Origin of the sequence: Arthrobacter sunyaminii, assembly GCF_018866305.1 — a bacterium.
Classification (GTDB): Bacteria; Actinomycetota; Actinomycetes; order Actinomycetales; family Micrococcaceae; genus Arthrobacter_B; species Arthrobacter_B sunyaminii.
This window is the reverse complement of record NZ_CP076456.1, coordinates 2188208-2202230: the sequence shown is the minus strand read 5'-3', so window position 1 is coordinate 2202230 and position 14023 is coordinate 2188208. Positions and strand designations below refer to the sequence as shown.

12 protein-coding genes are annotated in these 14023 nt (G+C 64.3%); all 12 read left to right on the top strand.

Annotation, left to right across the window (positions count from 1 at the left end):
* The first annotated feature begins 7 nt into the window (after positions 1-7).
* On the top strand, positions 8-2896 hold the full coding sequence (gene uvrA, locus KG104_RS09845; protein ID WP_207347177.1) for an excinuclease ABC subunit UvrA: 2889 nt from the start codon (positions 8-10) through the stop codon (positions 2894-2896).
* Between the two features lie 122 nt (positions 2897-3018).
* Complete coding sequence (locus KG104_RS09840; RefSeq protein ID WP_207346906.1) at positions 3019-3702, top strand: HAD hydrolase-like protein; 684 nt, start codon at positions 3019-3021, stop codon at positions 3700-3702.
* Positions 3689-4357, top strand: coding sequence for a lysophospholipid acyltransferase family protein (locus KG104_RS09835; protein ID WP_104054187.1), 669 nt, complete (start codon positions 3689-3691; stop codon positions 4355-4357). Before KG104_RS09840 ends, KG104_RS09835 begins: the two co-directional genes overlap by 14 nt.
* A 77-nt stretch (positions 4358-4434) precedes the next feature.
* On the top strand, positions 4435-6453 hold the full coding sequence (uvrC, locus tag KG104_RS09830) for an excinuclease ABC subunit UvrC (RefSeq protein WP_104054188.1): 2019 nt from the start codon (positions 4435-4437) through the stop codon (positions 6451-6453).
* A gap of 67 nt (positions 6454-6520) precedes the next feature.
* Positions 6521-7420, top strand: coding sequence for an RNase adapter RapZ (gene rapZ, locus KG104_RS09825; RefSeq protein ID WP_104054189.1), 900 nt, complete (start codon positions 6521-6523; stop codon positions 7418-7420).
* Positions 7421-8446, top strand: a complete 1026-nt coding sequence (locus tag KG104_RS09820; RefSeq protein WP_207346905.1) for a gluconeogenesis factor YvcK family protein — start codon at positions 7421-7423, stop codon at positions 8444-8446.
* Positions 8447-8456: 10 nt separating this feature from the next.
* Positions 8457-9437 (top strand): DNA-binding protein WhiA, encoded by a 981-nt coding sequence (whiA, locus tag KG104_RS09815; RefSeq protein ID WP_104054191.1) that lies wholly within the window; start codon positions 8457-8459, stop codon positions 9435-9437.
* A gap of 108 nt (positions 9438-9545) precedes the next feature.
* Positions 9546-10172, top strand: coding sequence for a superoxide dismutase (locus KG104_RS09810; protein WP_104054192.1), 627 nt, complete (start codon positions 9546-9548; stop codon positions 10170-10172).
* A gap of 238 nt (positions 10173-10410) precedes the next feature.
* Positions 10411-11415 carry a type I glyceraldehyde-3-phosphate dehydrogenase gene (gap, locus tag KG104_RS09805; protein WP_104161125.1) on the top strand — a complete coding sequence of 335 codons (1005 nt, stop codon included), beginning with the start codon at positions 10411-10413 and terminating at the stop codon, positions 11413-11415.
* Positions 11416-11492: 77 nt separating this feature from the next.
* The gene (locus tag KG104_RS09800) at positions 11493-12719 is read left to right on the top strand and encodes a phosphoglycerate kinase (RefSeq protein WP_207346904.1); all 1227 of its coding nucleotides are present in this window, start codon (positions 11493-11495) and stop codon (positions 12717-12719) included.
* Between the two features lie 121 nt (positions 12720-12840).
* Positions 12841-13656 carry a triose-phosphate isomerase gene (tpiA, locus tag KG104_RS09795; protein ID WP_104054815.1) on the top strand — a complete coding sequence of 272 codons (816 nt, stop codon included), beginning with the start codon at positions 12841-12843 and terminating at the stop codon, positions 13654-13656.
* A gap of 64 nt (positions 13657-13720) precedes the next feature.
* The gene (secG, locus tag KG104_RS09790; RefSeq protein ID WP_104054195.1) at positions 13721-13972 is read left to right on the top strand and encodes a preprotein translocase subunit SecG; all 252 of its coding nucleotides are present in this window, start codon (positions 13721-13723) and stop codon (positions 13970-13972) included.
* Positions 13973-14023: the final 51 nt, after the last annotated feature.

The window sequence follows — 14023 nt, the reverse complement described above, 5'->3', positions numbered from 1 at the left end:
CTCTTTGATGGCCGATAATGCCAATGAGCCGCACAGCGGCAACGATCTCTCCCGCCTGATCGTCAAGGGCGCACGGGAGCACAATCTGCAGAACGTGGATCTGGATTTGCCGCGTGACGCGATGATTGTCTTTACCGGGCTTTCCGGTTCCGGAAAGTCTTCTTTGGCCTTTGACACCATCTTTGCCGAGGGGCAGCGCCGCTACGTCGAATCCCTGTCCTCCTACGCGCGGATGTTCCTGGGCCAGGTGGACAAGCCGGATGTGGACTTCATCGAAGGGCTGTCCCCGGCGGTGTCCATCGACCAGAAGTCCACCTCCAAGAACCCGCGGTCCACGGTTGGCACCATTACCGAAATCTACGACTACATGCGGCTGCTCTGGGCGCGCGTGGGCACTCCGTTCTGTCCGGTCTGCGGCGAGCCCGTTTCCCGGCAGACGCCGCAGCAGATCGTCGACCAGCTGCTGGAGCTCGAAGAGGGCACCCGCTTCCAGATCCTTGCTCCCGTGGTGCGCGGCCGCAAGGGCGAGTTTGTGGACCTGTTCAAGGAGCTCGCCGCCAAGGGTTACTCCCGGGCCAAGGTCGACGGCGAGCAGATCCAGCTGTCCGATCCGCCCAAGCTTGGCAAGCAGTACAAACACACCATCGAAGTGGTGGTGGACCGGCTGGTCGCCAAGGACGGCATCCGGCAGCGCCTGACCGACTCGGTGGAGACGGCCCTCGCGCTGGCCGACGGCAGGATCCTGGCCGACTTCGTGGACCTTGACGAAAAGAGCGACGAACGGGTCCGGGCTTTCTCCGAGCACCTGGCCTGCCCCAACGAGCATCCGCTGGCCATCGATGAGATTGAACCCCGGTCCTTCTCCTTCAACAACCCCTTCGGCGCCTGCCCGGTTTGCACCGGTATCGGCAGCCGGCTCGAAGTTGACGAAGACCTGGTCATCCCGAACCCGAACCTCAGCCTCGCCGCCGGAGCCGTGGCGCCGTGGGCGCTGGGCAACGCCACCCTGGAGTACTGGAACCGGCTGCTGGCCGGCCTGGCCAAGGAACTGGGCTTCTCCATGGACGTGCCGTGGAAGAAGCTTCCGGCCAAGGCGCGCGAAGCCATCCTGAACGGCAAGGACCACAAAGTGGTGGTCCAGTATAAGAACCGCTTTGGGCGTGAGCGGAAGTACAGCACCGGCTTCGAAGGGGTTATCCAGTACATCCACCGCAAGCACCTCGAAACCGAGTCGGACAGTGCCCGCGACCGGTACGAGGAATACATGCGGGAAATTGCCTGCCCCGCCTGCGGAGGAGCGCGGCTGAATCCCGCTTCGCTGTCCGTGCTCATCAACGGCAAGAACATTGCCGAGGCGGGCAACCTTCCCCTGCGGGATGCCGCGGCGTTCTTCGAGGGCCTGGAATTGACGGCCCGCGAGGCGAAGATCGGTGACCAGGTCCTGAAGGAAATCCTGGCCCGCCTGACCTTCCTGCTCGACGTCGGGCTCGAGTACCTGAGCCTGGACCGGCCGGCGGCCACGCTCTCCGGCGGCGAGGCTCAGCGTATCCGGCTGGCCACCCAGATCGGTTCGGGGCTGGTGGGTGTCCTGTATGTCCTGGACGAGCCGTCCATCGGGCTGCACCAGAAGGACAACCGCCGTCTGATCGAAACACTGGCCCGCCTGCGGAACCTGGGCAACACCCTGATTGTGGTGGAGCACGATGAAGACACCATCCACGAAGCGGACTGGGTGGTGGACATCGGACCGGGTGCCGGTGAGCGCGGCGGCGAAGTGGTCCACTCCGGATCCCTGGAGGGCCTGCTCAAGAACGAGCGCTCCCTGACCGGCGCCTACCTGTCCGGACGGCGGAAGATCGAGATTCCGGCCAAGCGGCGCAAGGTGGACAAATCCCGGCAGTTGAAGATTGTGGGTGCCCGGGAAAACAACCTGCGCAACATCGACGTCAGCATTCCACTGGGCGTCTTCACGGCGGTGACCGGCGTCAGCGGCTCCGGCAAGTCCACCCTGATCAACGACATCCTGTATAAGACGCTTGCGGCCAAGCTCAACGGTGCCAAGCACGTTGCCGGCCGGCACACGCGTATTGACGGCCTGGAGAACCTGGACAAGGTCATCCACGTGGACCAGAGCCCGATCGGCCGCACGCCGCGGTCCAACCCGGCCACCTACACCGGCGTCTGGGACCACATCCGGAAGCTCTTCGCGGAGACTACGGAGTCCAAGGTCCGCGGCTACCTCCCCGGCCGGTTCTCCTTCAACGTGAAGGGCGGCCGCTGCGAGGCCTGCCACGGCGACGGCACCCTGAAGATCGAAATGAACTTCCTGCCGGATGTCTACGTGCCCTGCGAGGTCTGCCACGGCGGGCGGTTCAACCGCGAAACCCTTGAGGTGCATTACAAGGGCAAGAACATCGCCGAAGTGCTGAACATGTCGATCGAGGACGCCGCGGAATTCTTCGCCGCCTTCTCTCCGATTGCCCGGCACCTGAACACCCTGGTGGACGTTGGGCTGGGCTACGTGCGGCTCGGCCAGCCGGCCACCACCCTCTCCGGCGGTGAAGCACAGCGCGTCAAGCTCGCTGCGGAACTGCAGAAGCGGTCCAACGGGCGCAGCGTCTACGTGTTGGACGAGCCCACCACCGGCCTGCACTTCGAGGATGTCCGCAAGCTGCTGCTGGTCCTGCAGGGCCTGGTGGACAAGGGCAACACGGTCATCACCATCGAGCACAACCTGGACGTCATCAAGAGCGCCGACTGGCTCATCGACATGGGTCCGGAGGGCGGGAACGGCGGCGGGCAGGTCATAGCGCAGGGAACGCCGGAAAAGGTGGCCAAGTCCGAGGTCAGCCATACCGGCAGGTTCCTCGCGGAAATGTTCGCCAAGCAGAACTGACCGGCATACTTTCCTTTTCGGAAAGAGCGGAAGGAAAAAAGGTATTCCCTGCGGGGAATGCCTTTTTTCGTACCGGGGAGTAGGTGTGGGAAACTGTCCCGGTGAAAGAATCCCGGCCATTAGTGCTTTTTGACCTTGACGGAACCCTCGTGGATCCGGCCGGCAGCATCACCGGCGGCATCAGCGCCGCCCTTGCGGCCGGCGGACTTCCCGTTCCGGCAGCCGGGGACCTGGAGCGCATGGTAGGCCCGGCGCTGGTCGTTTCCCTCCGCGACATTGCCGGTGTTCCCGAAGAACGGCTGGCCGAGGTTATTGCCCGCTACCGGGCGGGCTACCAATCCGAGGGGATGGCGCAGAGCCGCCCCTATCCCGGGATCCGCAGCGTCCTGGAACAGCTGCGGGCATCCGGTTACCTGCTGGCCGTTGCCACGCAGAAACCTGAACCGCTTGCCGTTGAACTCCTTCGGGTACAGGGGCTTCTGGATCTCTTTGATTCCGTGCACGGCTCACCGGCCGATGAGCAGGCCGCGGCCGGCCTGGACGGTAAGCGGACGATCATCCGTGCCGCACTGATCCGCCACGCCGGGACATTCGACAGTGCCGTTATGGTGGGGGACCGGATGCACGATGTCCACGGTGCCGCTGACAATGCCCTGGACTGCATCGGTGTGGCCTGGGGCTTCGCCGGGGCTGGTGAGCTGGAAGCGGAAGGTGCTGCCGCCGTCGTGCACTCTGCCGGTGAACTGCTGACAGAGCTGGAGCGCTTCCGTGCGCAGGAAGGGACCAGCGCACATGGGAGTCTATGACCTCACCCGGGCGTCCACCCGCGGACTGATTGCCTCGCTGTGCCGGCCCACCGTGATTGGCCTGGAAAACGTGCCGGCAACGGGCCCCTTCATTGTCGCCGCCAACCATCTGTCCTTTTTGGACAGTGTCCTTACCCAGGCCCTGATGCCCCGGCCCGTGGCCTTCTTCGCCAAGGCTGAATACTTCACCGGAACGGGCGTCAAGGGCGCCGCCATGCGCACCTTCTTTGAAGGTGTGGGCTCCATTCCCGTGGAGCGCGGCCAGCAGGCAGCGTCAGTGGCAGCCCTGAAGACCCTGCTGGACCGCCTCGAGGACGGCTCCGGGATCGGCATCTATCCGGAGGGCACCCGGTCACGGGACGGACTGCTGTACCGCGGACGCACCGGCGTTGGCTGGCTGGCCCTGACCTCCGGAGCGCCCGTGGTGCCCGTGGGGCTCATCGGCACTGAAAACCTGCAGCCGGCCGGCAAGAAGTGGATTAAGCCGCAGCACTTCACCATGAAGGTGGGAAGACCGCTCTACTTCTCCAAGACCGGGCCGGACCATGCCCTGCCCGCCCGCCGGCAGGCGACGGACCGGGTCATGGACGCGATTGCGGAACTCAGCGGCCAGGAGCGCGCCGGCAGTTACAACCAGAACAAGCCTGAGGGGTAGGTCCCGCAAGTTCAGCGGGCCGCGAAAAGGGCGGGTCCGGCGCGGGGCGGTCCCCGGGGCGACCGTAGGATGGAACAGTGGCAGATCCAGCAACATACCGGCCGAAAACAGGGGAAATCCCCACCGCTCCAGGCGTTTACCGTTTCCGTGACGAACACGGCCGGGTCATCTATGTAGGCAAGGCCAAGAACCTCCGCTCCCGCTTGAATTCCTACTTTGCCAATCCCCGCGGTTTGCTGCCCAAGACCCGGGCCATGGTCCACACCGCTGCCAGCGTGGAATGGACGGTGGTAGGCACCGAGCTTGAGGCTTTGCAGCTCGAGTACACCTGGATCAAGGAATTCAACCCCCGGTTCAACATCATGTTCCGGGATGACAAGTCCTATCCCTACCTCGCCGTCACCATGGGGGAGAAGTATCCCCGGGCCCAGGTCATGCGCGGTGACCGCCGGAAGGACACCCGATACTTCGGGCCTTTCTATCCCGCCAAGGCCATCCGCGAAACCCTGGACACCCTGCTGCGGGTTTTCCCTGTCCGCACCTGCAGCTCCGGCGTCTTCAAGCGTGCCGAGCGCACAGGACGGCCCTGCCTGCTCGGGTACATCGACAAGTGCTCGGCGCCGTGCGTTGGCCGGATCAGTGCCGAGGACCACCGTCAGCTGGCCGCGGAGCTGTGCGACTTCATGTCCGGTGAGGGCAAACGCTTCATCTCTTCCCTGGAAAAGGAGATGCAGGCCGCCGTTGCCGAACTGGACTATGAAACCGCGGCCCGTCTCCGGGACGACATTTCCGCCCTGCGGAAGGTCTTTGAACGCAACAACGTGGTGCTCAGTGAAGACACGGATGCGGATATTTTTGCCCTGGAGGAAGACGAGCTTGAGGCTTCGGCCCAGGTGTTCCACGTCCGCGGCGGACGCATCCGCGGCCAGCGCGGCTGGGTCGTGGAAAAGGTGGAAGACAATGACACCGCCGACTTGGTGGAACACCTGATTCAGCAGGTCTACGGCGAGGCGAATTCCACCGACCGCATTCCGCGCCAGGTCCTGGTGCCGGTGCTGCCGCCCAACTCCGATGAGCTGGCCGAGTGGCTGGGCGGGCTGCGGGGGGCAAAGGTTGACATCCGGGTTCCGCAGCGCGGGGACAAGAAGGCCCTGATGGAAACCGTTGCCCGCAACGCCTCGGATGCGCTGCGGCTGCACAAGAGCCGCCGCGCCGGAGACATCACCACGCGGTCGGCGGCCCTGCAGGAGCTGCAGGAGGCACTGGATTTGCCGGTGGCCCTGCTGCGCATCGAGTGCTACGACATTTCGCACGTCTCCGGCACCAATGTGGTGGCGTCCATGGTGGTTGCCGAGGACGGACTTCCGAAAAAGTCGGACTACCGCAAATTCTCCATCACCGGCGACGCCGCACGGGATGACACCTCGGCGATGTACAACGTCATCTCCCGCCGGTTCCGCAACTACCTCGCCGAGAACGCGGACCCCGCAGCGGATCCGGATGCCCGGCCCGAAGTGCCGGCCGGCCTGCCCGCCGACCGCGCCGGAACCGATGTGCAGCCCCTGACGGACACCCTCACCGCGGCGCCGAAAGGCAAGTTCGCCTATCCGCCCAACCTGGTGGTGGTCGACGGCGGCCAGCCCCAGGTGGCCGCGGCTTCACGGGCGCTGGCGGACCTGGGCATCACGGATATCTACGTGGTGGGCCTGGCCAAGCGTCTTGAGGAGGTCTGGCTGCCGGACAGCGATTTCCCGGTCATTCTGCCGCGCGCCTCCGAAGCACTTTTTCTGCTCCAGCGCATCCGTGACGAAGCGCACCGCTTTGCCATCACGTTCCACCGGCAGAAACGGGCCAAGTCCATGACGGCGTCGCTGCTGGACGAGATTTCCGGGCTGGGGCCGGCCAAACGCACCGCACTGCTCAAGGAATTTGGTTCGGTCAAGAAACTCCGGGCTGCCTCCGTTGAGGACCTGCAGCGTGTTCCCGGAATCGGCCCGGCACTTGCCGCATCGGTGCACGCGCAGCTCACTGCGAAGACGGCCGAGGCGGACGCACCGGCCGTCAACATGACCACCGGCGAAATACTGGAAACTTAGCTAGGCTGGGTCATTGGCTTATTCCCCGGCTGCAGCCGGAAAACCAGTAAGGAACAGGACAACGGAAATGATGGAACAGGACGCGCTGACCCCGGTCAAGCCCGCCGAATCGGAGCTGCTGGTGGTCACCGGCATGTCCGGTGCCGGACGCAGCACGGCCGCCAATGCACTCGAGGACCATGGCTGGTATGTGGTGGAGAACCTGCCGCCGCTGATGCTGGGAACCCTGACCGAGCTTGTTTCCCGCATGCCGCATTCCATTCCCAAGCTGGCCGTGGTCATAGATGTCCGCAGCAAGGAATTGTTCCAGGACATCAGGGAAGCCCTGAGCGGGCTTCGCGCCGCCGGTGTTTCTTACCGGCTGCTTTTCCTCGATGCCGAGGATGACACCCTGGTCCGCCGCTTCGAGCAGGGGCGCCGCCCCCACCCGCTGCAGGAAAACGGCAGCATCCTCGACGGCATTGCGGCCGAGCGCGAGGTGCTGAAGGAGCTGCGGGCCTCTTCCGACGTCATCGTCGATACTTCCAAGCTCAACGTGCATGCCCTTGCCACCACGATCACCGAACTCTTCACCGAATCCGGTCCAATTGTGCTGCGCCTGAACGTCATGAGCTTCGGTTTCAAGTACGGCCTCCCCGTGGACGCCAACTACGTGGCCGATGTACGGTTCATCCCCAATCCGCACTGGGTTCCCCAGCTGCGGCCCCACACGGGTCTGGATACCGACGTGCGGGACTACGTCCTGGGTGCCCACGGCACGCGTGACTTCCTGGACCGCTATGTGGAGGCACTCGAACCGGTCATCGACGGATACCGCCGGGAGAACAAGCACTATGCCACCATCGCCGTGGGCTGCACCGGCGGCAAGCACCGCTCCGTTGCCGTGACTGAGGAACTGGCCAAGCGCCTCGCCCAGCTGCCGCACGTCACCGTCAGCGCCCACCACCGTGATCTCGGGCGCGAGTAGATGAACTTCCTGACCGGATCCCTGCCCATCGTTCCCCAGCCCGCAGCGGACCGGGGAACGGGCGGACAGGATTCCCGGGCCGTGGTGGCCCTGGGCGGCGGGCACGGGCTGTCTGCGTCGCTTTCCGCGCTTCGCCTGCTGACCACCGACTTGACGGCGATTGTCACAGTGGCCGACGACGGCGGATCCTCCGGCCGCCTGCGCGAAGAGCTGGGCGTCCTCCCGCCGGGAGACCTGCGCATGGCCCTTGCCGCCCTGTGCGATGACACGGACTGGGGCCGCACCTGGCGCGATGTCATGCAGCACCGCTTCCAGTCCCGGCCCGGCGTGACCGGTTCGCTGGACAACCATGCCCTGGGCAACCTCCTGATCGTGACCCTGTGGGAGCTTCTGGGGGACCCGGTGGCCGGCCTGCAGTGGGCCGGAGCGTTGCTGGGGGCCCGTGGCCAGGTCCTTCCCATGTCCACTGAGCCCCTCACCATTGAAGGCGACGTTCAGCGCCGCCCGGAACACGGCGGACGGTTGGAACTGGTCACCGGGCAGGCCCGGCTTGCCGCTGCCGGTGTCCGGGGAAAGGTCAGCGAAGTTCGGCTGACCCCGGCGGATGCTCCGGCCTGTCCGGAAGCCCTGGCGGCCATCGAACGGGCCGACTGGATCATCCTGGGTCCGGGGTCCTGGTACACCTCCGTACTTCCGCATTTGATGCTGCCGGACCTGCGGAACGCGCTGTGCCGCAGCACCGCCAAGGTGTGCCTGACCATGAACCTCAGCAATGAAACCAAGGAAACAACGGGCATGTCGGCGCTGGACCATCTGGCGGAAATCCGGCGGTACGCTCCGGAACTCAAGGTCGATGCTGTGCTGGCGGATCCCGGCGTGATCGAGGATCCGGACGCCTTCAGCGACGCCGTCGCCGGCATGGGCGGACGGCCTGTCTTCGGTAAGGTGGGGTCTGCGACGGGGCGGCCGATCCATGATCCGCTGCGCCTGGCAACCGCGTACCACGATATCTTTGGGGAGAACTAGGAGTGTATTTGTGGCGTTGACCGCAGCAGTAAAAGAGGAACTTTCACGCCTGGACGTGAAAAAGTCCTCCGTCCGCAAAGCGGAAGTATCGGCCTTGCTGCGATTCGCCGGAGGACTGCACATCATCTCCGGCCGCATTGTGATTGAAGCAGAAGTGGACCTGGCGTCCACGGCCCGGCGGCTTCGGGCCGCCATCGCCGAGGTGTACGGGCACGCCGCGGACATCATTGTCGTGTCCGGAGGGGGCCTGCGCCGCGGCAACCGGTACGTGGTGCGCGTGGTCAAGGACGGTGAATCCCTGGCCCGCCAGACCGGCCTCCTGGACGCCCGCGGGCGCCCCGTCCGGGGCCTGCCCTCTGTGGTGGTCAACGGCTCCGCAGCCGACGCCGAGGCCGTATGGCGCGGTGCGTTCCTGGCCCACGGTTCACTGACTGAGCCGGGCCGCTCCTCCTCCCTGGAAGTCACCTGTCCCGGCCCCGAGGCAGCACTGGCGCTGGTGGGCGCCGCCCGCCGGATCGGCATCGCCGCCAAGGCGCGGGAAGTCCGCGGCATCGACCGGGTCGTGATCCGCGACGGCGACACCATTGCCGCCCTGCTCACCCGCATGGGCGCCCACGACGCCCTGATGGTGTGGGAAGAGCGCCGCATGCGCAAGGAAGTCCGCGCCACGGCAAACCGGCTGGCAAACTTCGACGACGCCAACCTGCGCCGCTCGGCGCAGGCCGCCGTTGCCGCCGGTGCCCGGGTGGACCGGGCGCTGGACATCCTGGGCGATGACGTTCCGGATCATCTGCGCTATGCCGGGGAGCTGCGCGTGGCGCACAAGCAGGCGTCCCTGGACGAACTGGGACACCTGGCTGATCCACCCATGACCAAGGACGCCATCGCCGGCCGGATCCGCCGCCTGCTGGCCATGGCCGATAAGCGGGCAGCTGAATTGGGCATACCCGGCACTGAGGCCAATGTGACTCCTGAGATGCTTGACGAGTAGCGTTGAAGCATAAGATGGGCTAAGCATGCTGCCCATTGGCGGCGCTCAAAGTTTCCGGGCGGAAAACCCTGTCCGGATAACCGATCCGACTTTTATTGGAGGATTTTTGTGAACGAATACACACTGCCGGAACTTCCCTACGATTACGCCGCGCTGGAGCCCAACATCTCCGCCCGCATCATGGAGCTTCACCACGACAAGCACCACGCGACGTACGTTGCCGGAGCCAACACGGCGCTGGCGCAGATGGCTGAAGCGCGTGAAAAGGGCGACTTCGCAACCATCCCGAAGCTTTCCAAGGACCTGGCTTTCCACGTTGGCGGCCACGTCAACCACAGCATCTTCTGGAACAACCTCTCTCCCGAGGGCGGCGACAAGCCGGTCGGCGAACTCGCAGCAGCCATTGACGATTTCTTCGGCTCCTTCGACGCGTTCCGCGGCCAGTTCACCGCTGCCGCAACCTCGCTTCAGGGTTCCGGCTGGGCCCTGCTGGCCTATGAGCCGCTTGGCAAGAACCTCGTCATCGAGCAGCTCTACGACCAGCAGGGCAACGTCCCGGTTGGCACCATCCCGCTGCTGATGCTGGACATGTGGGAGCATGCCTTCTACCTCGACTACGTCAACGTGAAGGCAGACTACGTCAAGGCTTTCTGGAACATCGTTAACTGGGCAGATGTCGCCACACGGTTCGATGCCGCCCGCAACGGTGCCCACTCGCTGGTGCTGCCCGCGTAATTCTGGTCTCCGGACGCTTTTCTGCCTCCGTACCGGTTCGCTCAGGGGACCCGGCGCGTAGGATGATTTCGAGGGTTCCCGCCCCGCCGTACGGCTCGGCGGGAACCTCTTGGAGTCACCGGGAAGGTGTTCGCCGTTCGTCCCAGGATTGTTCAGGCAACCCGTCCCCGCCCGACCAGTGGCCTACGCACACAGGGGTCACGCTTCTTCGGTACACCGCAATCAAGGAGACAGAAAAGTGACTACTCGTGTTGGAATCAACGGCTTCGGACGCATCGGTCGAAACTACTTCCGCGCAGCACTGGAGCAGAACGCCGACCTCGACATCGTGGCCGTCAACGACCTCACCAGCCCCGAAACCCTTGCCCACCTCCTGAAGTACGACTCCGTGACCGGCCGCATCGGTACTGATGTGGAAGTGCAGGGCGGAGACCTGGTTGTTGGCGGAAAAACCATCAAGGTCCTCGCCGAGCGGGACCCCTCAAACCTCCCGTGGAAGGACCTTGGGGTTGACATCGTCATCGAGTCCACCGGGTTCTTCACCAAAGCCGAGGACGCCAAGAAGCACCTCGACGCCGGAGCCAAGAAGGTCCTGATTTCCGCTCCGGGCAAGGGAGCGGACCGCACCATCGTCATGGGTGTGAATGACAGCGAATACAATCCGGCCACCGACAACATCGTGTCCAACGCTTCCTGCACCACCAACTGCCTGGCACCGCTGGCCAAGGTCATCAACGACGCGTTCGGCATAGAACGCGGGCTCATGACCACCGTCCACGCCTACACCGCGGACCAGAACCTCCAGGACGGCCCGCACCGGGACCTTCGCAGGGCCCGTGCCGCGGCGCTGAACATCGTGCCCACAACCACGGGTGCCGCCAAGGCAATCGGCCTCGTCATCCCGGAACTCGACGGTAAACTGGACGGCTTTGCCCTCCGGGTGCCGGTTCCCACCGGGTCCGTCACCGACCTCACGGTGACCCTCGCGAAGGAAGCCAGCGTCGAGCAGATCAACGAGGCGTACAAGGCTGCCAGCGACGGCGCCCTGAACGGCTACCTCCGGTACACCGATGAGCCGCTGGTGTCCTCGGACATCGTGACGGATCCGGCCTCCTGCATCTTCGATTCGGGGCTGACCCGCGTCATGGGCAACGAGGTCAAGGTGGTCGGCTGGTATGACAACGAGTGGGGCTACTCCTGCCGCATGGTGGACCTGACCAAGCTGGTTGCCTCCAAGCTGTAAGGCCGCCTCCGGCACTGCCGGCTCCCCTGCAAAGCCCACACAAGCCCCCAATGCCCGCAAGGGACGTAAAGGTAGACATGACAGTCAAGACTCTTGAGGAACTGATCAACGACGGCGTCGATGGTCGGTATGTGCTGGTCCGCTCGGACCTGAATGTGCCGCTGGACAACGGCACTGTGGCCGACGACGGACGCATCCGTGCGTCCATCCCGACCCTTCAGAAACTGGTGGAACACGGCGCCAAGGTGATCGTCATGGCGCACCTGGGACGGCCCAAGGGTACACCGGATGAAAAGTACTCGCTGCAGCCCGCCGCGGATCGGCTGGACGAGCTCGCACCGTTCCCGGTCGAGTTCGCCGCCGACGTGGTGGGGGAGAGTGCGCATGCGCTGGCGGGTTCCCTGGCAGCCGGCTCAGTCCTGGTGCTGCAGAACATCCGCTTCGATCCGCGCGAAACGTCCAAGAACGACGACGAGAGACTGGCCCTCGCACGTGAACTGGCCGGGCTCACCGGAGACAACGGCGCCTACGTTGACGATGCCTTCGGTGCCGTACACCGCAAGCACGCCAGTGTGTACGACATTGCGGAGATCCTCCCCGCGTACGAGGGCGACCTGGTGCACACCGAGGTTGAGGTACTCAAACGGCTTACCGAAAACCCCGAGCAGCCCTACGTCGTCGTTCTCGGCGGTTCAAAGGTTTCGGACAAACTGGCCGTCATCGAGAACCTCATGGAACGCGCCGACTACCTGCTGGTTGGCGGCGGAATGGTCTTTACCTTCCTGGCCGCCCAGGGCTACAACGTCGGGGCGTCGCTGCTGGAGTCGGACCAGATCGAGAAGGTCAAGGGTTACCTCAGCCGCGCCAAGGAGGTCGGCTGCGAGTTTGTGCTTCCCACCGACATCGTGGTGGCGGACAAGTTCGCTGCTGACGCCGACGTCGACGTGGTTCCTGCCGATGCAATGGAGAGCAGCCGGTTTGGTGCCTCCGGCATCGGCCTGGACATCGGCCCGGATTCAGCCGCGGCCTTCGCCGAGAAGATCGGTTCGGGCCGGACCATTTTCTGGAACGGCCCCATGGGCGTGTTCGAGTTTGATGCGTTTGCCAACGGCACCCGCACGGTTGCGCAGGCGCTGAAGGACTCCTCCGGTTTTTCCGTGGTTGGTGGCGGCGACTCCGCGTCGGCTGTCCGGAAGCTTGGCTTCAGCGACAGCGACTTCGGGCACATCTCCACCGGCGGCGGCGCTTCCCTGGAGTACCTGGAAGGCAAGAAACTGCCGGGCCTGACGGTCCTGAACCAGTAAGACCCCTGTGCGGGTCGCTGCCAGCCGGCGGCGGCCCGCACTCCCATGTCCGCTTTCCGCCAGGCAGCGGCATGTTGACCCCCAAGCCATTTGATGAAGAATATTTGAAACCGGAGCGATGATGACTACCTCGACCAACGGCAAGTTTGATCGGACACCGCTGATCGCGGGCAACTGGAAGATGAACATGGACCATGTCCAGGGCATCACCCTGCTGCAGAAGCTTGCCTGGACCCTCAAGGATGCACAGCACGACTACCACCGTGTGGAGGTGGCAATTTTCCCGCCGTTCACCGACCTCCGCAGCGTCCAGACACTGATCAAGGGTGACAAGCTGGAGATCGAATACGGTGCACAGGATCTGTCGCCCAAGGACTCCGGCGCGTACACCGGAGACATTTCCGGCCAGTTCCTGTCCAAGCTGGGCTGCAAGTACGTCCTGGTGGGCCACAGTGAACGCCGGACCGTACACGGGGAGTCCGATGAGCTGCTCAACGAAAAGCTCAAGGCTGCGTACCGCAATGAAGTCATTCCGGTGCTCTGCGTCGGTGAGGGACTGGAAATCCGCCAGTCCGGCCAGCACGTGGCGCACACCCTGGAACAGGTCCGACAGGATCTCGCCGGTCTTGACGCCGAACAGGTTTCCGCACTGGTCATTGCCTACGAACCCATCTGGGCCATTGGCACGGGTGAGGTTGCCGGCCCCGCAGACGCCCAGGAAATGTGCTCGGCCATCCGCGCAGAGATCGCCAACCTGTACGACGATGCCGTAGCCGCCAAGACCCGGTTGCTGTACGGCGGGTCCGTCAAAGCACAGAATGCGGCGAGCATTCTGAAGGAACGCGACGTGGACGGTGTGCTTGTTGGCGGCGCCAGTTTGGATGTGACCGAATTTGCTAATATTGTCAGGTTCGAACAACATCTGGTGACCGACTGATTTGCAGCTGACCTGCACCGCAGTGCACGTCTCCAATCCATGAGTCACCCCCGAAAGGCCGTACGTGGAAATTCTGAAGATTGTCCTGCTGGTTCTTCTTGCCATCACCAGCCTGCTGCTGACGTTGCTCATCCTGCTTCATAAGGGACGCGGCGGCGGTATGTCGGACATGTTCGGCGGCGGCATGACCTCCAGCATGGGCTCATCAGGGGTTGCCGAACGCAACCTGAACCGCTTCACCGTGGCCCTCGGATTGTCCTGGGGCCTGGTCATCATCGCCCTGGGCTTGATCCAGCGCTTTTCCGGCGAAGCCTGAGTACTCCACCGCCCCTGGCGGACAGGACTAAACCACAGAAGCCCCGGAGAT

What these genes read in the sequence shown, in the direction of transcription:
- uvrA (WP_207347177.1), top strand. Translation starts at nt 8, where the DNA reads ATGGCCGATAATGCCAATGAGCCGCACAGCGGCAACGATCTCTCCCGC.
- KG104_RS09835 (WP_104054187.1), top strand. Translation starts at nt 3,689, where the DNA reads ATGGGAGTCTATGACCTCACCCGGGCGTCCACCCGCGGACTGATTGCC.
- rapZ (WP_104054189.1), top strand. Translation starts at nt 6,521, where the DNA reads ATGATGGAACAGGACGCGCTGACCCCGGTCAAGCCCGCCGAATCGGAG.
- KG104_RS09820 (WP_207346905.1), top strand. Translation starts at nt 7,421, where the DNA reads ATGAACTTCCTGACCGGATCCCTGCCCATCGTTCCCCAGCCCGCAGCG.
- KG104_RS09800 (WP_207346904.1), top strand. Translation starts at nt 11,493, where the DNA reads ATGACAGTCAAGACTCTTGAGGAACTGATCAACGACGGCGTCGATGGT.
- tpiA (WP_104054815.1), top strand. Translation starts at nt 12,841, where the DNA reads ATGACTACCTCGACCAACGGCAAGTTTGATCGGACACCGCTGATCGCG.